General features: G+C 73.2%; 16 protein-coding genes and 1 pseudogene. 12 read left to right on the forward strand and 5 right to left on the reverse strand.

The annotated features are described in order from the left end of the window. Positions 1-147: 147 nt before the first annotated feature. The 3 genes from HGB44_RS21670 to HGB44_RS21680 form a co-directional block, all read right to left on the reverse strand. Positions 148-1,053: a 5'-methylthioadenosine/S-adenosylhomocysteine nucleosidase family protein gene (locus HGB44_RS21670; RefSeq protein WP_061079924.1), complete on the reverse strand. Its 906-nt coding sequence runs from the start codon at positions 1,051-1,053 to the stop codon at positions 148-150. Next, the gene (locus HGB44_RS21675) at positions 1,053-2,876 is read right to left on the reverse strand and encodes a hypothetical protein (RefSeq protein WP_061079923.1); all 1,824 of its coding nucleotides are present in this window, start codon (positions 2,874-2,876) and stop codon (positions 1,053-1,055) included. The genes HGB44_RS21670 and HGB44_RS21675 overlap by 1 nt, the downstream gene beginning before the upstream one ends. A gap of 131 nt (positions 2,877-3,007) precedes the next feature. Then, a complete protein-coding gene (locus HGB44_RS21680; RefSeq protein ID WP_061079922.1) occupies positions 3,008-3,688 on the reverse strand; it encodes a hypothetical protein in 681 nt (226 codons plus the stop codon). 119 nt (positions 3,689-3,807) lie between these two features. On the opposite strand from HGB44_RS21680, the pseudogene HGB44_RS21685 reads away from it, so the two are divergent. The 3 genes and pseudogenes from HGB44_RS21685 to HGB44_RS21695 form a co-directional block, all read left to right on the forward strand. Continuing rightward, positions 3,808-4,524: pseudogene (locus HGB44_RS21685) on the forward strand (NUDIX hydrolase); the annotation flags it as partial. 153 nt (positions 4,525-4,677) lie between these two features. Further along, entirely contained in the window at positions 4,678-5,133 is a 456-nt protein-coding gene (locus HGB44_RS21690) for a DUF6098 family protein (protein WP_061079921.1), read from the forward strand. A 75-nt stretch (positions 5,134-5,208) separates the two neighbouring features. Further along, a complete protein-coding gene (locus tag HGB44_RS21695) occupies positions 5,209-6,177 on the forward strand; it encodes a zinc-binding dehydrogenase (RefSeq protein ID WP_061079920.1) in 969 nt (322 codons plus the stop codon). A 158-nt stretch (positions 6,178-6,335) separates the two neighbouring features. On the opposite strand, the gene HGB44_RS21700 is transcribed toward HGB44_RS21695, so the two are convergent. Next, a complete protein-coding gene (locus tag HGB44_RS21700) occupies positions 6,336-8,540 on the reverse strand; it encodes a coiled-coil domain-containing protein (protein WP_061079919.1) in 2,205 nt (734 codons plus the stop codon). Positions 8,541-9,311: 771 nt separating this feature from the next. Further along, positions 9,312-10,589, reverse strand: coding sequence for a class I SAM-dependent methyltransferase (locus HGB44_RS21705; protein ID WP_061079918.1), 1,278 nt, complete (start codon positions 10,587-10,589; stop codon positions 9,312-9,314). 269 nt (positions 10,590-10,858) lie between these two features. Here HGB44_RS21705 and groES point away from each other — a divergent pair, with 269 nt between their 5' ends. From groES to HGB44_RS21750, 9 genes are all read left to right on the forward strand, one after another. Then, positions 10,859-11,170: a co-chaperone GroES gene (groES, locus tag HGB44_RS21710; protein ID WP_061079917.1), complete on the forward strand. Its 312-nt coding sequence runs from the start codon at positions 10,859-10,861 to the stop codon at positions 11,168-11,170. A 115-nt stretch (positions 11,171-11,285) separates the two neighbouring features. After that, positions 11,286-12,896: a chaperonin GroEL gene (gene groL / locus HGB44_RS21715; RefSeq protein ID WP_061079916.1), complete on the forward strand. Its 1,611-nt coding sequence runs from the start codon at positions 11,286-11,288 to the stop codon at positions 12,894-12,896. 229 nt (positions 12,897-13,125) lie between these two features. Beyond that, the gene (locus HGB44_RS21720) at positions 13,126-13,722 is read left to right on the forward strand and encodes a sigma-70 family RNA polymerase sigma factor (RefSeq protein WP_082768295.1); all 597 of its coding nucleotides are present in this window, start codon (positions 13,126-13,128) and stop codon (positions 13,720-13,722) included. Between the two features lie 497 nt (positions 13,723-14,219). After that, positions 14,220-15,716, forward strand: a complete 1,497-nt coding sequence (guaB, locus tag HGB44_RS21725; protein ID WP_061079915.1) for an IMP dehydrogenase — start codon at positions 14,220-14,222, stop codon at positions 15,714-15,716. A 120-nt stretch (positions 15,717-15,836) separates the two neighbouring features. Then, positions 15,837-16,943 (forward strand): GuaB3 family IMP dehydrogenase-related protein, encoded by a 1,107-nt coding sequence (locus tag HGB44_RS21730; protein WP_061079914.1) that lies wholly within the window; start codon positions 15,837-15,839, stop codon positions 16,941-16,943. Between the two features lie 191 nt (positions 16,944-17,134). After that, positions 17,135-18,007, forward strand: coding sequence for a lytic transglycosylase domain-containing protein (locus HGB44_RS21735; RefSeq protein WP_061079913.1), 873 nt, complete (start codon positions 17,135-17,137; stop codon positions 18,005-18,007). Between the two features lie 290 nt (positions 18,008-18,297). After that, a complete protein-coding gene (glpD, locus tag HGB44_RS21740) occupies positions 18,298-20,019 on the forward strand; it encodes a glycerol-3-phosphate dehydrogenase (protein ID WP_061079912.1) in 1,722 nt (573 codons plus the stop codon). 106 nt (positions 20,020-20,125) lie between these two features. After that, positions 20,126-21,157: a hypothetical protein gene (locus HGB44_RS21745; RefSeq protein WP_061079911.1), complete on the forward strand. Its 1,032-nt coding sequence runs from the start codon at positions 20,126-20,128 to the stop codon at positions 21,155-21,157. Between the two features lie 48 nt (positions 21,158-21,205). Next, positions 21,206-21,673 (forward strand): hypothetical protein, encoded by a 468-nt coding sequence (locus HGB44_RS21750; RefSeq protein WP_061079910.1) that lies wholly within the window; start codon positions 21,206-21,208, stop codon positions 21,671-21,673. Positions 21,674-21,715 lie beyond the last annotated feature (42 nt).

Consider the following 21,715-nt stretch of genomic DNA (forward strand, 5'->3'; position numbering starts at 1 on the left):
GGGAGGACGAACCGGGTTGGCGCAACGAGGACCTGGAGTGCGTCAACGGCTCTGGAACCCCGCAGGTCGATCAGGGCTTCCTCACCCTTCCTCTGGTGGTCGGGCGGCGGCACGCGGCCGCCGCCCCACTAGGTTCCCCTCCCGGGATCAGGCCTCGGCGCCGAACAGGTCCAGGAACTCGCAGGCGAAGGCCGCGGCGTGGGCGGCGGCGACCGGCTGCCAGAAGTCGTCGGCGTCCCCGGTCTTGCCGCTGAGCAGGTCGGAGATCCCCCGGACCACCAGCGAGTGCGTGCCCGAAGCCAGGTAGGCGCTGCGCAGGAACCCGTAGCCCTCCATCTCCACGGCGACCGCGTCCCGGCAGTGCTGGCGCAGGCGCTCGGCGGTGAGCGCGTCCCTGGACGCCACGACCTTGTTCCCGGCGGCGACCGGCTTGACGAAGGCCCGGGGCGGTTCGGGCAGCGGCGCGGTCAGGATCCGCTTCGTCCACTCCTGGCGGAACACCACGTCCATGGCCCGCTGCACCGCCGCATGCGACGGGGCCGCCGTCTTCGCCCCGGAGAAGAAGCCCTCCCCGTTCTCCTTGCCCGTCTCGTAGTCGTAGATGGCGTCGGCCACCACCACGTCCCCGAGCCGTACGTCCTTGACGCCTCCGGCCACCCCGGCGAACAGGATCACCTCGGGGGAGAAGGCCGTGCGGGCCCGTTCCAGGGACACCCCCGCGTCCACGTTGCCCGGGCCGACCTGCACCAGGGCGACCCGGCGCTGGCGCCGGGATCCGTGCAGGGTACCGATCCGGTACAGCGTGCCGTTCTCGACGCGCTCCTCGAAGGGGCCGGACAGGTGCGCGGCCACCGCCGCGTACTCGCTCGCGATCGCGGTGACCACCACAGAGTCCGCCACCGGGCCGTCCGCGCGCGTTCCCCGGCTCCCGGGCCGCTCGGACGGAGCCGGTGCGGCCGTGGTGCGGTTGTGGATGTCGCCCGAGCCGAAAGTGCTGCCCGAGAAGCTGTGCCGCCCTCCGTGGAACGTGGCACCGCCGCCGTCGCCGCCCATCACTTCGCCTCCGTCTTCGCGTTCTCCAGGGCCGCGCCCGGTGAGCCGTCGGGCCCACCAGGGGCACCGTCGCCGGGCCCCTCGTTCGCACCCGGTGCCGTGTGGTTGTGGATGTCGCCCGACCCGAAGGTGCTGTCCGAGAAGGAGTGCCGCCCTCCGTGGAAGGTGGCACCGTAGTTGTTGATGTTCTGGATGATGCGGGCGACCTGTTCGGTGTCGTAGCCCGCCTCCCGCAGCACATCGCGGACGCAGACCAGTACCTTCTCCGGGATGGCCCGGGTGACGCGGCGGACGTCGTGCGACTGGAAGAGCTGCTGGAGGCCGTCCGTGGCCGCCCGCTCCCGGACGCCCATGCGCGGAGCGTAGTCGAAGAACTCCTCGTGCTCACGGGCCCAGGCGTGCAGCCGGTCGTTCCTCCTCAGCGCGCTCCGCGACCCGACCCAGGCCAGGGCCTCGGCGGGGTTGGTCCTCAGGTCGTCCACGACGCCGAGCAGGGACTGCCACGCCAACTGGACCCACTCCTCGGCGTCGGCGCCCGTGGGGAGCGGCCCCGCGGGCATCCCGTACCCGGGGGATATCGGGGGCATGACCAGGGTCTCCCCCTCCACGTGCAGCAGGCCTCCCTGGGCGGACAGGCGCACGAAGACCGTGACCACCACCTGGCTCTCCCACATGCTGATCCCGATCTCCAGGAAGTGCCGGGCGCGCTCGTGGAAGACCTCCACGAAGCCCCGGACCCACTCCTCGCGCAGCCGCCACCGGTTCTGCTCGATCAGCTGTGGGGCCAGGGCCACCACGTCGTCCTGGCGGAGGCCGGGGAGGAAGACGCAGTCGGCCACCTCGACCTCGCGCCGGGTGCTGCTCCGCATCCCCTCGGTCCCGGTCAGCTCGGGAAGCTCCGCGCGCAGTCTGGCGTAGAGGCACTCGACCAGGTCGGCGCCCGCGAGGGCGGGCGCCGTCTCCACGCCCTCGTTCTCCCGGGCGGTGGTGGAGGGCGCGGACGGCGCGGCGGCCGGGTTCCTCGCGGGTCCCCTCCGGCCGCGGTCGGGGAGGAGCTTGAGGGTCACGGGCCAGGAGTCGTAGCGCAGCCCGGCCCCGACGAAGGGCTTGAAATTGCTGTAGAAGGCCACCGGCACGGTTCCGACGCCGCTTCCCCTCCAGGGCTTCTCCGCCCGGGCCCTGATCGCGCCCAGCGCGCTGTTGGTCCTGGCCCGGACCCAGCAGCCGAGGCCGACCGCGACGCCGACCAGGAGCAGCACGCCCAACCAGGCGGGGAGCAGGCCGGAGCCCTCGGGGAGTTCGGCCGAGGGATCGGAGGCGCCGAAACCGCCCCCTCCGCCACCGCCCATGAACAGTGACACCGCGCCCGCGCTCAGCAGCAGGTAGACGACAACCGCGCCGACCAGCCAGACCAGGCAGCCGCCGCGCGACCTCGCGGCGCCCCGCGCGGCGCGGTAGCGGCTCGCGGCGCCGACGACGGCGGTCAGCACGAGGGCGGTGAAGCCCACCGCCGGGCTGAGGAGGCAGAGCACCAGGCAGGCTCCGAGGAACCAGGCGCCCGCGGCGGCCCGGACGCTCCTCGCCCTGACGCACTCCTCCGTGACCCGTGCGGCGTCCATGCCCGGCTCGCGGGCCAGGGTGCGATGGGGGTTCTCCACGCGTTCGCGCAGGACGTCGGCGCGGAAGGCGGGATCGGTCCAGGCCGCGCAGCTCAGGCGTGAGGTGGAGTCGTACTCGGGCGCGCCCGCGGCCGCCTCGACGCTCGCCGCGTCCACGCGCGGGGCCGGGCCCCGTCCGTTGTTCTGTGGTTGTGTCTCGGTCACGACAGGCTCCTTGGGGGCGCAGGGGGCGCAGGGGGCGTCGGCGTCCTCTGACGAGTGGTCGGGGCATGTCGGGCGGCGGATGGCACCGCCGCCCGGGGCCCTTCCCGGTCGCGGGCTGAGGCCGAGGGGCGTCAGGAGTCCAGGGAGGGCGTGTCGCCGGGGACCCGTGCGGAGTCCCAGGCGGTGTCGAAGATCCGTAGGGCGAAGTCGTACAGCTCGCCCGATCGGTGCGCGACGATACACGGCGAGTGGCGCCCGTGTTCGGCACTTCGGTACAGCGTGATGAAGGCGATGTTGTCGGTGGCCACGACCCGGTACAGGTTCGGCAGGTCGTAGAGGCGGATCTCGGTGTTCGCCCCCTCCCTCGACGCCTGGGTCAGGTAGTGGAAGTTGGCGAGCACCTGTTCGGAGAGCAGCCCGGGGCTGAAGCCGGGGTCGACCGAGATCAACTCCCTCTCCCGGCGCCCCAGCCAGTTCCCCTCGGGGCCGGGGGAGTGGGGGTCGGGCAGGAGAACCCGGACGGAGTCCGGCGGCCGTCCTCCGCCGCTCCACAACGGCGTGAAGCCGTCCCGGGTGAGTTCGTTCCCCCGCCCGACCATGACGCGCAGCCACCGGGCCCGACCGATCTCCTCGGACAGCTCGGGCTTCGCGTCGTCCTGGTGCCGGTAGACCCGCAGGGCCCCGAGCCCGTTGAGGCGGGAGGCCGCCGACAGGAGCCACCAGCGGACCCGCCGGGACAGCAGCCATCCCAGCCCGACGGTGGCGGCGGTGGCCGCCAGGGAGCTGGCGACTCCGAGCGTGAACTCCGTCAAGGCGTGCTCCTCGCGTGCGTTCCGGCGGGTCTGTGGTGTCCCGGGAGGTTTTTCTGGTCAACTTGACCATAATGGAGTCCATGATTTTGGTCAAGAGGACCTTTAGTAGGATTGGTGGGATGAGTTCCAGTGCGGGGCCCCCGACGCCCAGGTTTCCGGTTTCCGTGACCGTCGACCTCGTCATATTCACCGTGCGTGACGACGCCCTGCACGTGCTGCTCGTGGAACGGGGCAAGGAACCCTTCCTCGGCTGCGGCGCGCTGCCCGGCGGGTACGTCCGACCGGAGGAGGGCCTGGACGAGGCGGCCCTGCGCGAACTCGGCGAGGAGACCGGGCTGGACGGGCGCAAGCTGCACCTGACGCAGCTGCGGGCCTACGGCGACCCCGGCCGCGACCCACGAGGACGGGTCGTCACCGTGGCCTACCTGGCGCTGGGGCCGGACCTGCCCACCCCCGTGGCGGGGACCGACGCCGCCGACGCCGTCTGGACGCCGGTCGAGGAGGCGCTCGGCCCGGGCTTCGGCCTGTCCTTCGACCACGGCCGGATCCTGGCCGACGCGGTCGAGGAGGCGCGCTCCCGGCTGGAGTACACGACCGTGGCCGCGGGTTTTTGCCGGGAGCCCTTCACCATCAGCGACCTGCGCAGGGTGTACGAGGTGATCTGGGGTATCTCCCTGGACCCCAGCAACTTCCGCCGCAAGGTCACCAGGACGGCGGGCTTCGTCGAGCCCACGGGGGAGCGGCGCACCGCGGAGGCGGGCCGTCCCGCGGCCCTGTACCGGTTCGGTGGCGCCCGTGAGCTGTACCCGCCGCTCCTGCGCTCCGGTGACGTGGCGGGGGCGGATGAGCGCGCCGGAGCCGGAGAGCGGGGCCGGGCCGGGGCGGGAGCGCGAGGGGCGGGACGCGAGCCCGCGAACGGGACGGCGGCCTTGCCTCCGTGTTGACGCGGGGCCGGGCTTCCTCCCCGGCGGGCGGGGTAGTCGGGCCGTATGGACGCGACTCCTCAGCAACACGGTTCGCCGGCAGCCCTGCCCACCGTCACCAGCCTGTCCGAGCTGGCCGACCTCGTCCGCGGCCGTGACCGCCTCTACCTGCGCTACTCGGACGGCCCCGAGCGGGACCGCCACGTCGTGAGCAAGGACTACGAGAGCGAACTCGAACTCCCCGGGCTCTCGGTCACCGTCCTCACCCCCGAGTCCTGGTGGACCCGCCCCATGGAGGACTGGCTCTCCCGCCAGGTGCGCAAGTACGCCTCACTGGTCGACGAGGACCCGGACCGGGTGGGGTGGGTGCTCCAGGGCGACACCGTCGCCCACGGCCCAGACCACGAACCGCTCCTGGACGGGGTACGGCCGGTCGCCTACCTCTCCGAGGCCGTGATGGAGGAGGCGCAGCGCAGGTACCGGGAACGCTTCGAGGCGGGCAGGAAACCGACGGACCCGTAGCGGCCGGTCCTCTCCCCGCGCGTTTCGGCCCCCGGGGGTGGAACCGGATTCGGTCTCCGTGGTTGGCTTCGGAGTATGTTCGCTATCACCGCAGCACGCTTCGCGCCCGACGACCCCGTCTCCGCCCTGGAGGCGGGCGAACGCCCCGACCCCGAACCCCGTGAGGGGTGGACGACCGTCGACGTCAGGGCCGCGTCCCTCAACCACCACGACCTGTGGAGCCTGCGCGGCGTCGGGCTCAGCGAGAAGCGCCTGCCCATGATCCTGGGCTGCGACGCGGCCGGGGTGGACGAGGACGGCAACGAGGTCATCGTGCACGGGGTCGTCGGCGACCCGGCGGCCGGGGGAGGCGACGAGACGCGCGATCCCCGCCGTTCGCTGCTCTCGGAGGTCCACGACGGCACCTTCGCCGAGAAGGTCCTGGTGCCCCGCGCCAACCTGGTGCCCAAGCCGCAGGAGCTGTCCTTCGAGGAGGCCGCCTGCCTGCCCACCGCGTGGCTCACCGCCTACAGCATGCTCTTCGGCAAGGCCGACCTGCGGCCGGGCTCCACGGTGCTCGTCCAGGGCGCCGGGGGAGGCGTGGCCGCGGCGCTCATCCGGCTGGCGTCGCAGGTGGGCCACCGGGTCTACGCCACCAGCCGCAGCGAGGAGAAGCGGACCAGGGCCCTCTCCCTGGGCGCGCACGCGGCGCTGCCCACGGGCGAGCGCCTGCCGGAGAAGGTCGACGCCGTCTTCGACTCGGTCGGCCAGGCCACGTGGGCGCACTCGCTGCGCTCCCTGAAGCCGGGCGGCGCCGTCATCACCTGCGGCGCGACCAGCGGCGACGCGCCTCCGGCCGAACTCAACCGGGTGTTCTTCCTCCAGCTGCGGGTCCTGGGCTCCACCATGGGCACCCGTGAGGAGTTGGCCGCCCTGGCCCGGATGTGCGTGCGCACCGGCATCCGGCCCGAGATCGACCGGGTGCTGCCCCTGGCACGGGCCGAGGAGGGCTTCCGGGCGATGGCCGGGGGCGAGCAGTTCGGCAAGATCGTCTTCACCGTCTGAACGGGCCCGGCGGGGGCCGGGGCCCCGGCGTGCCGGCGCCGCTTCCGGACACACGGGGGCCGGGGCACCTCGGGTGCCCCGGCCCCTTCGCCGTCCGCCGGTCCGCGTCCGCCCGGCGCTCACCGGGCGGACCGCCTACGCGGACCCCGCGCTACCGGCTACTCGTCGTCCTCGTCCTCGTCGCGGCGGCGCTTCTTCTTGCCGTCCCGGCCCGGGCGCAGCAGCGCCTCGGCCAGGGCGAGCACCGTCTCCTCCAGGGAGGCGAACCGCTTGGTGATGTCGTCGTGCGAGTTCTCGACCGCCTCGGTGACGGTCTCCTCCAGCTCGTGCCGGTCCGGGCGCTGCTTCAGCTCGCGCAGCACCGGCGCCACGGCCGAGGTGACGTGCTCGTCGATCTCGTCCAGCTTGCCGGTGTGGTCCAGCTGCGGCCGCTCCACCAGCTCGCTCAGGCGGCGGTGCAGCTCGCTGACCTCCATGGTCTGCGGCAGCTGGTTGAGCCGCTGGTTGAGCGCCTCCAGCCGGTCGTCGAGGGCCTCCATGCGGCCGTCCACGCCCTCGAAGTGCCCGCTGACGCCCTCGAACTGGCCCTCGACCCCGTTGACCCGGCCGTCCAGGCCGTCCAGGCGGCCGTTGACGCCGTCCATGCGGCCGTCGATGCGGTCGAGCTTGCCCTCGACCCCCTCGAAGCTTCCCTCGAAGTGCCCCTCGAAGGTGTCGAAGCGGTCGGTGAGGCGGCCCAGTTCGTGGTCCACCTTGCCGGTGATCTGCGCCAGGTGGGTGTCGACCTTGCCGGTCAGGGCCTCGCGCTGGCGCTCCAGCCGCTCGTCCAGCGCCGTCCGGTGCGCCTCCACCTGCTCGGTGAGCGACTCGGTCAGCGTCCGCGAGCGCTCCTCGGACTCGGTGGCGAGGCGGTCGCCGCTCTCCTGGACGAACGTCCGCAGCTCGGCGAAGTCGGAGGTGACGCGCTCGGCGTCCTCGGCGATCCGGGTGCCCAGGGCGTCGGTGCGCTCGGTCACCGCCTCGCGCAGGCGCTCGGAGGCGGCCTCGGCCTGCTCACGGGTCTCGGTGCGGCCCAGCTCCATCTGCTCGTTGAGCTCGGCCAGGCGCTGGCGCAGGTGGGTGCGCATCTCGGTGAGCGAGGACTCGTGGTCCTCGCGGAGCTTGGCGAGCGCGCCGGTGACGTCGGCGACCGCGGCGGTGGTCTCGGCGTTGTTCTCCTCGGCCTGGGTGCTGAGGTAGCCGACGCTCTCGGCCAGCTTGGCGGCGAGGGTCTCGTGGCGCTCGGCGGAGGAGGTGGACAGGGCGCCCAGCTCCTCGGCCAGGGCGGCGGTGCGCTCGCCCAGTTCGCCGGTGTTCTCCTGAAGGCGTGACAGCAGCGTCTCGTGCTGCTCGGCGGTGCGCTCCTCCATCGAGGTGCGCAGCCGCTCGGTGCGCTCCTCCACGAGCGTGCGCAGTTCGCCGTTGGCCTGCTCCGCCCTGGCGGCGGCCTCCTCGGCCCTGGCCGCGACGGTCTCGCCCAGCCGGGCGTCGGCGGCGGCCAGGGCCTCGCGGCTCTCGCTCACGACGGCGGTGAGGCTCTCGCGGCTCGCGGCCACGGCCTCGGCCAGCTCGGTGCGGCCCTCGGCCAGGGCCTCGGAGATCTCGGCCCGCCCGCCGGCGAGCGCCTCGGCCAGTTCGGTGCGGCTCTCGCCGACCGCGGCGGTGAGGGCCTCGTGGCGGCTCTCCGCCGACTCCGAGAGCGCGGACAGCGACGCCTGTACGGCCTCGGTCCTGGCGGTCAGGGAGGCCAGCGCGGTGTCGAGCGCGTCCAGCCGGGCGCCGAAGGTCTCGCTCAGCCCGTCCAGACGGGCGCCGAGGGTCTCGCCGAGTCCGTTCAGACGGGTGTCGAGGCTCTCGTCCAGCCCGGTCAGGCGCTCGCCCAGCTCGTTGACCTGCTCGGAGGTGCGGTTGCCCGTCTCCGCCATCCGCTGGAGGCGGGTGAGCGCGGTGTCCAGGTGACCGGCGATGCGGTGGGTGTCCGCACGCAGGGAGGGCAGGTCCGACAGGGGCTTGACCTGCTGGGCGACGACCTCGATGTGCTCGGCGAGGGTCTCCGCCCACTCCGGCGGCCGGGCGAGGAACTCGTCGACGCGGCCGTTGACCGTGGCGACCGACTCGGTGAGGGCGGTGAGCTCGCGCTCGCGCAGCTCGCGGAGCAGCCACTCCATGCCCTCCAGGCGCTGGCGCATCTCCTCGCTGACGGCGCCCTGCGACTTCTGCTCGGAGACGTGCTCCTGGGCGGCCTGGGAGAGCAGATCGCGCATCCGGTCGGAGATCCCCGCCTGCCCTCCTCCGTTGAGGAAGTTGTGATTGGTCTGTTCCACCGAGGTGCTCCTTATTTTTCTGGCGCTCCCGTACCCGTCCGGGGGGAGTGGACGGTGGGTTCCGGACGGCTCGGGTTCTCGATGGTCCCCGGGCGGGTGGCGCTCCCGCATCCGTACGGCCTCATCGTGACTGGGGTGTTACCGAGCGTATACACGTGAGGCAAGGTCAGTGCTTTGGCCGAACCGCGGGGGCGGGTCAGCGTTCGCGACCTTCCGGGTGAATCCATGAGAAGGGAAAGAATTCGCGCCGCCAGTTTAACGACACGTACCCCTGCTCCCCCAGGGGACCGCCAAAGATCTGGGTGGGGAAGGTAACGATCTGGCCCGATGTCGTGATCCGGGGCCCCAGAGTGCACTCCGGCCACCTCGTCCGCGGTTGTCCACCTCAGCCGTTCACAGGCGGGAGTGTGCCCTTGTGGGCCGGTCGCGGGGAGAGGGACACTCGAACACGGGGGCGGCGCACCCGCCCGACGGCGGCGCGTGGCGCCCCCGAATCCAGCCTAGGTCGACACCTCCACCGCCCGCCAGCCCTTCGCCGGGCCTGTGGACGACCGGGCACGGACAACCGGGCCTGCTGACACGGACCAGCGGGCAAGGACGAGACGGACGGCGGCCGGACGGCGGCCGGGCGGTGATCGGCCCCCGGCTCCGTCCCGGTTCCCGGCTCCGCTCCGGCCCCGTTCCCCGACTCCGTTTCGGCTCCGTTCTGTTCCCGGTCCGGCCCCCGGCTCCACTCCGCCGCCAGCCCCGGGGCCCCCGCCGAACCGGGGCCTAACCCCGCGCCGGGGCGCCGACCTCGCGGCACAGCAGGCAGAAGGGCCGCTCGCCGATCCGCGTGAGCACGACCGTCACCGACTCCGGGCCGGACGCGCGCAGGTCCCGGCGCAGCTTCTCGGTGTCCACCGCCGACCCCCGCTTCTTGACGGTCACCGTCCCCGCCCCGAGGGCGCGCACCGCCGAGCGCAGCCGCTTCAGCGAGAACGGCAGCACCTCCACCACCTCCAGCACCCGCCACAGCGGCGAGAGCACCGCGGTGTCCGCGGTGAAGTACGCGATCCGCTCGTCCAGGAGGGCGCCGTCCACCCGGGCCGCCGCCTCCGCCACCAGGTGCGAGCGCACCACGGCCGGGTCCGGGTCGTACAGGTAGCGCCGGGCCGCCGCCACCGGGGCCGGACCGAGGCCGGGTTCGGCGTCCAGGTGCGCCACCGCGCCCTCGCGGGCGAGCAGCCCCTCGCGCTCGTGCAGCACCGTCGCCCGGCGCCGCGGCCCGTCGGCCAGCGCGCCGAACCACAGGGCGGTCTCCTTCAGCTCCCCGTCCACCGAGACCCACTCGGCCGCCGCCGCCTCGGGCAGCGCCTCGTGCGGGATGCCCGGCGCGGCCTTGAGACAGGCCGCATCCGCCCCCGCGGCCAGGCCCACGGCCGCGTCCCACGGCGGGGAGTAGGCCGAGGGGTCGAACACCCGGCCGCGCCCTCCCCGCCGGGCGGGGTCGCAGAACAGCAGCGGGTACCGGCCGGGCGCGGTCGCGGAGGCGTCGCCCTCGCGGACCCGGGCCAGCCCGGACAGGCCCAGGGCCTCGATGTTGGCGCGGGCCACCGCGACCGTGAGGGGGTCGGCGTCCACCCCCTCCACCGGAACGCCGCGCGCGGCCAGGGCCAGCAGGTCCGCGCCGACCCCGCAGCACAGGTCGCCCGCGGTGGCGCCGTCCAGGCCCCGACCCGACGACCCGGCCCACCCCGCCATGCGTTCGGCGCGGTAGTCGGCCACCACGCGCCGGGTGGACTGCTCCAGCCCGTCGGGGGTGAAGAACATCCGTTCCGCGAGTTCGCCGAACTTGGCCCGCCCGCGCTCGCGCAGGGAGACCTGGGTCAGGACGGCGTTTACCAGCTCGGAGACGGGTAGACCGGGGTCGAGGGCGGCCACGCGCGGATCACCGCGCAGGAGCGAGGCCGCGGCGAGCTGGTCCCTGGCGGCGGCCTTCGGGTCCACCCCGGCCAGGACCTCCCGGCCCGCGTCGGTGAGCAGGGCCTCGAAGGCGGGCGCGCGCATGGGTTCCCCCCGGGCGTCGAAGGAGCGGTGTGCGGGAGCGACCGCGCCCCGCCCCGGCCGGGAGGGGAGCCCCCTGACGGAAGTCCCTGACCGGGGGTCACGGTCACATTTCCATTCTGGCACTCTCGGGGGTAGAGTGCTAACCGCGACGAGGCCGGTCTGGCACCCGCGACGACAGGCCGCCGCGGTCGCCCCTTTTTCGCAGTCGGTCCGTGCACCAGCACGGGCCGAGATCAGTACACCGAAACTTTGAAGGGGGAGGTCACACCGTGTCGACCGCCACCAAGACCGTGCTGAAGCCGCTCGAGGACCGCGTCGTGGTCCGGACGCTGGAGGCCGAGCAGACCACCGCTTCCGGTCTGGTCATCCCGGACACCGCCAAGGAGAAGCCCCAGGAGGGCGAGGTCCTGGCCGTGGGCCCGGGCCGCTGGGACGACGAGGGTGACAAGCGCATCCCGCTGGACGTGAAGGTCGGCGACGTCGTTCTCTACAGCAAGTACGGCGGCACCGAGGTCAAGTACGACGGCGAGGAGTACCTGGTGCTCTCCGCCCGCGACCTTCTCGCTGTCGTCGAGAAGTAGGCCTCTACGGGGCCCGCTCCGTCGGGCCCGGAGCCATTCGCATCCCGCACCGGTCGGCGCACAGCCGGGCGGGCGGGATGCCCGCTTTCGACCAGCCTGAAGAGGAAGCACCCACATGCCGAAGATCCTGGAGTTCGAGGACGACGCCCGTCGCGCCCTCGAACGGGGCGTCGACCGCCTCGCCAACGCCGTCAAGGTGACGCTCGGCCCGCGCGGCCGCAACGTCGTCATCGACAAGAAGTTCGGCGCCCCCACCATCACGAACGACGGCGTGACCGTCGCCCGTGAGGTCGAGCTGGACGACCCCTACGAGAACCTGGGCGCCCAGCTGGTCAAGGAGGTCGCCACCAAGACCAACGACGCCGCCGGTGACGGCACCACCACCGCGACCGTCCTGGCCCAGGCCCTCGTCCGCGAGGGTCTGCGCAGCGTGGCCGCCGGCGCCTCCCCGATGTCCCTGAAGAAGGGCATCGACGCCGCCGCCGCCAAGGTGTCGGAGGTCCTCCTGGAGCGCGCCCGCCCCGTCGAGGAGCGCGCGGACATCGCCTACGTCGCCACCAACTCCGCCCAGGACGCCCAGATCGGCGACCTGATCGCCGAGGCGTTCGACAAGGTCGGCAAGGACGGCGTCATCACGGTGGAGGAGGCCCCGACCTTCGGTCTGGACCTGGACTTCACCGAGGGCATGCAGTTCGACAAGGGCTACGTCTCGCCCTACTTCGTCACCGACGGCGACCGCCAGGAGGCGGTGCTGGAGGACGCGCTGATCCTGATCAACCAGGGCAAGATCAGCAGCCTCAACGACCTGCTGCCCGTGCTGGAGAAGGTCGTCCAGAGCAAGAAGCCCCTGCTCATCATCGCCGAGGACATCGACGGTGACGCCCTGGGCGCCCTGGTGCTCAACAAGATCCGCGGCACCCTCAACGTCGCCGCGGTCAAGGCGCCCGGCTTCGGCGAGCGCCGCAAGGCCATGCTCCAGGACATCGCGGTCCTCACCGGCGGCCAGGTCGTCGCCGAGGAGGTCGGCCTGACCCTGGAGAACGTGGACCTCGACGCGCTGGGCGGCGCCCGCCGCATCACGATCACCAAGGACGCCACCACCATCGTGGACGGCGCCGGTGAGCAGTCCGAGGTCGAGGACCGCGTCCGCCAGATCCGCAAGGAGATCGAGGCGAGCGACTCCGACTGGGACCGCGAGAAGCTCCAGGAGCGCCTGGCCAAGCTCGCGGGCGGTGTCTCCGTCCTGCGCGTGGGCGCCGCCACCGAGGTGGAGCTCAAGGAGAAGAAGCACCGCCTGGAGGACGCCATCTCGGCGACCCGCGCGGCCATCGAGGAGGGCATCGTCGCCGGCGGCGGCGCCTCCCTGGTGCACGCTTCCAAGGTCCTCAGCGCGGACGACCTCGGCCTGACGGGCGACGAGGCCACCGGTGTGGCGATCGTGCGCCGCGCCCTGGTCGAGCCCGCCCGGTGGATCGCGGAGAACGCGGGTGCCGAGGGCTACGTGGTCACCCACCGCGTGTCGGAGCTGGAGGTCGGCCACGGCTACAACGCCGCGACCGGCACCTACGGCGACCTGACCTCGCAGGGCATCCTCGACCCGGTCAAGGTGTCCCGCTCCGCCGTGCAGAACGCCGCCTCCATCGCGGGCATGCTGCTGACCACCGAGGTGCTGGTGGCGGACAAGCCCGAGGACGAGGAAGACGACGGGCACGGCCACAGCCACTAGGCACGGTCGCCGGGCCCCCGGGCCTTCGGGCTTTCGAGCCCCGGGGCGCACGGGCCCGGCGCAGACGGGGGCGGAGCGGTTGCTCCGCCCCCGCGCACTATCACGCACGTCACAGGTTTCCCTCGGCGGCGCAGACGTTTTCGGGTGTTTTTCCCGAAACGTGACCATTCTGTAGTTGCCGATCCGCGTGGTTGAGTCCCGCGGTGGGGGCATCATTCCTAGCGTGACGGTGACGGATGCAGGCGCCCGGGGGCAGCGGGACCACACGGGGTTGAACCATCTGGGATCGCTCGCGGTCCGGGGGGACGACGGGGCGATGGACTCGCTGCTGCGCGAGGTCCGCCCCATGGTGGTCAGGTACTGCCGTGCCCGCCTGGCCCGGGTCTCGGGGCTGGCCCACTACTCCGACGACGTGGCCCAGGAGGTGTGTATCGCCCTGCTCTCGGCGATACCGCGCTACCAGGACCGCGGCCGCCCCTTCGCGGCCTTCGTGTTCGGCATAGCGGCCCACAAGGTGGCCGACACCCTGCGCGGCGCGGGCAGGGCCGAGACGGTGTCCACCGACTCCGTGCCCGAGCGCCCCGACGAGGGCCCCGGGCCCGAGGAGTCGGCGGTGCGGGTGATCGAGGCCCAGCGAGCCCGGGAGCTTCTCGACGAGCTGCCGGAGCAGCAGCGCAAACTGCTGGTCATGAGGGTGATCGCAGGACTTACGGCGGATGAGACGGGACATGTTCTTGGAATGTCGGCGGGAGCGGTACGGGTTGCCCAGCACCGAGCTATTGCTCGGCTTCGGCAGGTGGCCGTGGCGAACCGCCTTGTCCCCTGAGCACGCCGGACGCCCCCGGCCCGGACGCCGCCGGTGCCCCGACCGCCCCCGGGTGCGCGGGTACTGCCGCGCCCTCGGGCCGTCGGGCTACCTGCGCCCCTAGTCGGGCTACCTCCGCCCCTAGGGGCTCCCGCTCTCCACGAGGCCCGGGTCGCGGGCCGGGCCATGGGTTGAGACCCCCTCAACCGGTCTCACGCGTGGCCGCTGCCGAGGGACCTCGGTGACGGTCCGGAACGGACCCGGTCACCGGCCGCCGGTCCCCGTCTCCTGTGGGCGGCACCACCGGGGGAGCCCCCGAACCCCTGAGCCGCGGGAGGACCCGAGCGCCGGCCGGAAGCGCGGGAAGGGCCGCGCAAACCGTGAGCCTGGTCACTTTCGGCCCGGGGTGACGGGTCAAACACCTCGTTCCACCTGGGGTGCACGGGACCACGACCTAGGATGAGACGACACGCGAGGGCGAGACCGCGCAGGTGTGCCGGGAAAGCGGAGGTTGTGTCATGGGCCAGAGCCAGGAGTACAGCGACTACGGGGACAAGCTCCTTCCCCCCGGATTGACCTACGACGACGTCCTTCTGGTCCCGGCCTACTCCGATCTCCAACCGGGCGAGGTCGACACCACCAGCCGCCTGTCCCGCAACCTCACGCTGCGGATCCCGCTGCTCTCCGCGGCGATGGACACCGTGACCGAGGCCCGCATGGCCGTGGCGATGGCCCGCCAGGGCGGCGCGGGCGTCCTGCACCGCAACCTCTCCGTCGAGGACCAGGCCAGCCAGGTCGACCTGGTCAAGCGCTCCGAGGCGGGCATGGTCACCGACCCGGTCACCTGTCAGCCCGAGGACACCCTCGCCGAGGTCGAGCGCCTGTGCGCCCACTACCGGATCTCCGGCGTACCCGTCACCGACGCCACCGGAACCCTGGTCGGCATCGTCACCAACCGGGACATGCGCTTCGAGAGCGACCGCGACCGCCTGGTCCGCGACGTCATGACCACGGAGAACCTGGTCACCGCTCCCGTGGGCGTCAGCCGAGAGCAGGCCTTCGACCTGCTGCGCAGGCACAAGGTCGAGAAGCTGCCGCTGGTCGACGGCCAGAACCGGCTGCGCGGACTGATCACCGTCAAGGACTTCATCAAGAGCGAGCAGTACCCCGACGCCACCAAGGACGCCGACGGCCGCCTCGTCGTCGGCGGCGCCGTGGGCGTGGGCGCCGAGGCCGAGGAGCGCGCCAAGCGGCTCGTGGAGGCCGGTGTCGACTTCATCGTCGTGGACACCGCCCACGGCCACTCCTCGGGGCTCGCGGACATGATCGCCAAGCTCAAGGCCAACTCGCGCGCCGACATCGTCGCGGGCAACATCGCCACCCGGGCCGGGGCGCAGCTGCTCATCGACGCCGGAGCCGACGCCGTCAAGGTCGGCGTGGGCCCGGGCTCCATCTGCACCACGCGGGTCGTGGCCGGTGTGGGCGCCCCGCAGCTCACCGCCATCCTGGAGGCCGCCAAGGCGTGCGGCCCGGCGGACGTCCCGCTCATCGCCGACGGCGGACTCCAGTACTCCGGTGAGATCGCCAAGGCCATCGCGGCCGGTGCCAGCACCGTCATGCTCGGCAGCCTGCTCGCGGGCGTGGAGGAGAGCCCCGGCGAGCTGATCTTCATCAACGGCAAGCAGTTCAAGGCCTACCGGGGCATGGGGTCGCTCGGCGCCATGCGCGGCCGCTCCTTCTCCAAGGACCGCTACGCGCAGGCCGACGTGGCGACCGAGGACAAGCTGGTCCCCGAGGGCATCGAGGGCCAGGTGCCCTTCCGCGGTCCGCTCCAGGCGGTCGCCCACCAGCTCGTCGGTGGTCTCCACCAGTCCATGTGGTACGCCGGGACCCGTACGGTGTCCGAGCTGCGCGAGCGCGGCCAGCTGATGCGCATCACCAGCGCCGGGCTGCGCGAGAGCCACCCGCACGACATCAAGATGACGGTCGAGGCGCCCAACTACAACGCCCGCTGACGCGGTGGCCGGGCGGCCCGGCGCCGCCCGCCCCCGGGGTCGATAGACTCACGGCGGCAGGAAACGCGCCGGTAGACCGTCCGGCAAGGCACGTCAGAGGGGATCGAAACGTTGGCTCAGGTGGAGATCGGGCTGGGCAAGAACGGACGCCGGGCCTATGAGCTCGACGAGATCGGGATCGTGCCTGCCCGGCGGACGCGGGACCCAGAGGAGGTGTCCATCGCCTGGCAGATCGACGCCTACCGGTTCGAGACCCCGCTGGTGGTCAGCCCCATGGACAGCGTGGCCTCGCCCCGGACCGTCGTGGCCGTGGGCGAGCAGGGCGGCCTGGGCGTGCTCGACCTCGAAGGGCTCTGGACCCGCTACGAGGACCCGGAGCCGCTGCTCCAGGAGATCCGCGAGCTCGACGACGTCACCGCCACCCAGCGGCTCCAGGAGATCTACGCGGCGCCCATCCAGGAGGAGCTGATCGGTCGCCGGATCGAGGAGATCCGCGACGCGGGCCTGGTCACCGCCGCCCGGCTGTCGCCGCAGCGCACCGCCCAGTACCACAAGGCGGTCGTCGACGCGGGCGTGGACATCTTCGTGATCCGCGGCACCACGGTGTCGGCCGAGCACGTGTCCGGCCGCGCCGAGCCGCTCAACCTCAAGCAGTTCATCCACGAGCTGGACGTGCCGGTCGTGGTCGGCGGCTGCGCCACCTACACCGCGGCGCTGCACCTGATGCGCACCGGTGCCGCGGGCGTGCTGGTCGGCTTCGGCGGCGGCTCGGGCCACACCACCCGCTCCGTGCTGGGCGTGGCCGTGCCGATGGCCAGCGCCGTCGGCGACGTGGCGGCGGCCCGCCGCGACTACCTGGACGAGTCCGGCGGCCGGTACGTGCACGTCATCGCCGACGGCGGCATGACCGGCAGCGGCGACATCGCCAAGGCCCTGGCCTGCGGCGCCGACGCCGTCATGGTGGGCTCCCCGCTCGCCCGCGCCACCGAGGCGCCCGGCGGCGGCTACCACTGGGGCAGCGAGGCGCACCACAACGAGCTGCCGCGCGGTGAGCGCGTGCACGTCGGCACGATCGGCGACCTGAAGTCGATCCTGCACGGCCCGGCCTCCACCAGCGACGGCTCCATGAACCTCATGGGTGCTCTTCGTCGCACGATGGCCACCTCCGGCTACACCGACCTCAAGGAGTTCCAGCGGGTCGAGGTCGTGGTCAACCCGCACCACTAGGGGTGTGTCCGCCCAGGACACGGACCTGGAAGGGCCGCGCCGGCCTCCGTCGGCGCGGCCCTTCGCGTGTGCGTCCCCGCCGTGCGACCGTTCCCTGAGCCCGAGGGCACCGGCCACGAGGCGTCGCCGGTCGCGTACTTTGGTTCCGGCGTGATGTGGAATTGACGTTTCCTTGACGATGTGGAGTGCCCATGGGTGAACGACGTGCGTCCGGGGCCGAGGGGCGCCGGAGTCGTGGCCCGCTGGTCGCCGTCTGCGTGACGCTGACGGTGTGCCTGCTGCTGACCGGTGGAGTGGTCGTCCTGGTCAACCGGATCTCCGACGCGTTCAACGAGTGGTCGCCGCCCAGTGCCTCGGGCGTCGAGCCGCCGGTGGGCACGATCCAGACCCCGCCCCACGACGAGCTCACCGGTCCGCCTGAGCCCGCGGACGTGGCCCCGGCGGAGGGGGACCCCGCACCCGAGGAGGCGGGCGCCGACGAGCGCCAGACCCCCGCCGTCCCGGAGGCGCGCCCCAGCGCCGAGTGGCTCGACCAGGTGTCGGAGGCGACCGGCATCCCGCGCCGGGCCCTGGAGGGGTACGCGGGCGCGCAGCTGGTGGTCGCCCGGGACCAGCCCTCGTGCCAGCTGTCCTGGCCCACCCTGGCCGGTATCGGGTACATCGAGTCGCACCACGGCACCTACGCCGGGGGCGAGATCGGCGACGACGGGAGCACGACCGTCGACATCATCGGCATCCCGCTGGACGGCACCAACCGGACCCGGGCCATCCCGGACACCGACGGCGGCCGCTACGACGGCGACACCGAGTGGGACCGGGCGATCGGCCCGATGCAGTTCATCCCGCGCACCTGGGAGCGCTGGGGCGACTCCCCGTCCGGTGGCGACCCCGACCCGCACAACATCGACGACGCCGCGCTCTCCGCGGCCCGGTACCTGTGCGCGGAGGGCCGCGACCTGACCGTCGCCGCCGACTGGGAGGCAGCGCTCCTGGAGTACAACAGCTCCGACGAGTACGTCGCCGACGTCCTGGCCTACGCGCACGCCTACGCCGACGCGGCCTGACCGTACGGCCGCTCCTCGCGGTCGGGCCGCCTCCGGCCCGCCGCGGGGGCGCTCCGCCGCCCTGGTCGGAGGCCCGGTCACCGCGGCCGCCGCCCTCCCCGCCCCGGCCCTGCCGAGGAGGTGAACCGGTCCACGCCCCCGTCCCGTCCCGACCCGAACTCCCCGGGACACGCCGGTGCCGGACGCCCGGTGTGATCACCGCCCCCGGTTAGCCTGGGGCCCTCTCGGATGGACACGGGCCCGGGGCGGGTATGCGCCTGGGAGGAAACCCATCGAGACGGAGGAGACGGATGACTACCACCTGGCTGGGACCGAAGGGGCGCACCGAGGCGCTCGCGTCGATGGCCGACGAGGAATTCGACGTCCTCGTGGTCGGGGGAGGCATCGTCGGGGCGGGCATCGCCCTGGACGCGGTCTCGCGCGGACTGTCCACGGCACTGGTCGAGGCGCGCGACTTCGCGTCGGGCACCTCCAGCCGGTCCAGCAAGCTCATCCACGGCGGCCTGCGCTACCTGGAGCAGTTCGACTTCGAACTCGTCCGCGAGGCTCTCCACGAACGCGGACTGCTCCTCACCACCATCGCCCCGCACCTGGTCCGCCCGGTGCCGTTCCTGTTCCCCTTCGCCCACCACTGGGAGCGCGCCTACATCGGCGCGGGCGTCACGCTCTACGACGCCCTCGCCATGAGCTCGCGCAACAACCGCGGGCTGCCCACGCACCGCCACCTGACCAGGTCCGGGGCGCTGCGGGTCTTCCCCGCCCTCAAACGCAGCGCGCTCGCCGGGGCCATCCAGTACTGGGACTGCCAGGTGGACGACGCCCGCCTGGTCACCAGCGTGCTGCGCACCGCCGCCGGCCTGGGGGCCAAGATCGCCTCCCGCGCCCAGGCGGTCGGGTTCCTGCGCGAGGGCGAGCACGTCGTCGGCGCCACCGTCGCCGACCTGGAGGGCGGGGGGGAGCGGCGCGTCCGCGCCCGCCAGGTGGTCAACGCCGCGGGGGTGTGGACCGACGACATCCAGGAGATGGTCGGCGGCCGGGGCCAGATCCACGTCAGCGCGTCCAAGGGCATCCACCTCGTGGTGCCGCGCGACCGCATCCAGGCCTCCTCCGGGATGATCCTGCGGACCGAGAAGAGCGTCCTGTTCGTCATCCCGTGGGGCCGCCACTGGATCATCGGCACCACCGACACCGCCTGGGACCTGGACAAGGAGAACCCCGCGGCCAGCCGGGCCGACATCGACTACGTCCTCGACCACGTCAACCAGGTCCTGCGCACGCCCCTGGGCCGTGACGACGTGGAGGGCGTGTACGCGGGCCTGCGCCCGCTGCTGACGGGGGAGTCGGAGGAGACCTCCAAGCTCTCCCGCGAGCACACGGTGGCCCACCCCGTGCCGGGCCTGGTCCTCATCGCCGGGGGCAAGTACACCACCTACCGCGTGATGGCCAAGGACGCGGTGGACGCGGTCGCGCACGGCCTGGGCAACGGGATCCCGGACTCGGTCACCGACCGGTTGCCCCTGGTGGGCGCGGACGGCTACTGGGCGCTGTACAACCAGCGCCACCGGCTGGCCCGGAACTCGGGGCTGCACGTCTCCCGCGTCACCCACCTGCTGCGCCGCTACGGCTCCTCGGTCCACGACCTGCTCGACCTGGTCCGGGAGCGCCCCGACCTCGGCCGACCGCTCGCGCACGCCGAGGACTACCTGCGCGCCGAGATCGTCTACGCGGCCGAGGCCGAGGGGGCCCGCCACCTGGAGGACGTTCTGTCCCGGCGCACCCGGATCTCCTTCGAGACCTGGGACCGGGGCATCGCGGCCGCCGAGGAGGCCGCCGAACTGCTCGCCGGTCCCCTGGAGTGGAGCGAGGAGCAGATCGGGCGCGAGGTCGAGTACTACCGCAAGGGGATCGAGGCCGAGCGCGCGGCGCAGGAGCAGGACACCGACCAGGAGGCGGACGCGATCCAGCACGGTGCTCCGGAGATCGTCCCGGAGGCCGGTATCACGCGTCCCTGAGCGCGGGACGCGGGCGGAACGCCGCCGGGAACCGTCCGCGTTCCCGACCAGGTGGCCGCGCGGGCCCGTCGCCCGGGGGGTCGGCGGGCCCGCTACGCTCGGTCGCATGTGGCGATTCGTACGCAGACCAGCCAGAGTGCCGCGTCGGGGCGCCGACATCGGGGCGCACCTGGTACCGGAGGCCTTCGGAGTCGACCCCGTCCTGAGATCGGCGTGCGAGGCCGTCCGCGAGGGCGACCTCGAAGCCGGTACGGCCCTGCTCGTGGAGAGCCGTGAGGACCCCGAGATCCGCGTGCTGCGGGTCGAGGCGCTGGCCAGGGCCGCCACTGACCTGCCCCAGGAGGTCGTCGGCCTCTTGGAAGCCGGTGCCGACCGGGCCGACACCATGCTCTGGCTGGGCCACACGCTGCTGGCCCGCGCCCTGGTCCGGCCCTCCGGGAGGACCCGGGCCGACGAGAAGGCCGCCTCCGCCGCCCTGCACGAGGCGGGGGAGGCCCTGGAGGCCGCCGCGCGGCTGCGCCCCGACGACGCGGTGCCCTGGGCGGGGCTCCAGACCGCCGCGATGGGCCTGGGCGCGGACCGGGAGGAGAAGGACCGGATCTGGGGCGAGATCACCGCTCGCGCGCCCCACCTGTTCCCCGCCCACACGGTCCGCACGCGCACCCTGTCGGCGGCCCGGGGCGGCAGCGCCGAGGAGATGTTCGCGTTCGCGGGAGCCGCCGCCGACACCGCGCCCGCGGGCAGCCCGCTGCCGTCCGTGCTCGCCCTCGCCCACGCCGAGCACGTGCGCACGGAGCAGAAGCGCCTGCTCGCCGAGGGCAGCGCCCCCTACATCGTGGACATGGCCCTGGGCCGCCTGCACGGGGAGTCGGTCCAGGAGCTGTTCGCGCTCGCTCGGGCGTGGGTCGCCGAGGCGGTGCCGCACCCGCGCGACGCCCAGGCCCACCACCTGTTCGGATGGGCCTTCCACCGGGCCGGGATGGCGGAGGCGGCGCACTGGCACCTGAGCGCCGTGGGAACCGTGCGCTGCGACATGCCCTGGTCCTTCTTCGGCTCCGCCCACACCGAACTGATCCGTGCGATGGCCGAACTCGGGGTCGACCCGGGCCGGGGAGAGCGGGGCCCGGCGGCGACCTGAGTACCGCTACTCAGGTGCTGGCGGCGCGCACCGGGCAGTCTGGGGGACATGAACCACCGATCTCCCGCCCCCGCGCCCGCCTCGCGCACGGTTCTCCTCGCCGTGGCCGCGGCCCTGGCCGCCGCGGCCCTGGCCCACCTCGTCGGGTGGGGCGTCGCCCACGCCATGGACGCGGCCCACACGGAGCCCGACGCCAACATCGGCGCGGGGATGGCCCTGCTGCTCCTGCCCTTCCCCCTCGCCCCGGTCATGGCCTGGCCCCTGGTGCGGGCCGTCCGCCTGCCCCGCCCGGGGATCACGGCGCTGGCCTGCTCCCCCGTGTACCTGGTGCTGGCCGTCGGGGTGTGGACCCTGTGGCCCGGCTCGGTCGACCACGTGCCGCGGACCTCGTTCCTGTACCCCGTGCTGGAGTCCACGTGGAGCCTGGTCGCCGCCAACGCGCTCATCCTCGCGGTCGCGCTGGTCGCCGCGGCGCTGCTCGTCCGCGGCCTGTCCGCCCGCGCCGCCCGCTCCTGAGGGCGCACGTGCCCCGGCGTCCGAAAACCCCTCGCCACCGCG

The sequence above is a fragment of the Nocardiopsis alborubida genome, assembly GCF_012396365.1.
Lineage (GTDB): Bacteria > Actinomycetota > Actinomycetes > Streptosporangiales > Streptosporangiaceae > Nocardiopsis > Nocardiopsis alborubida.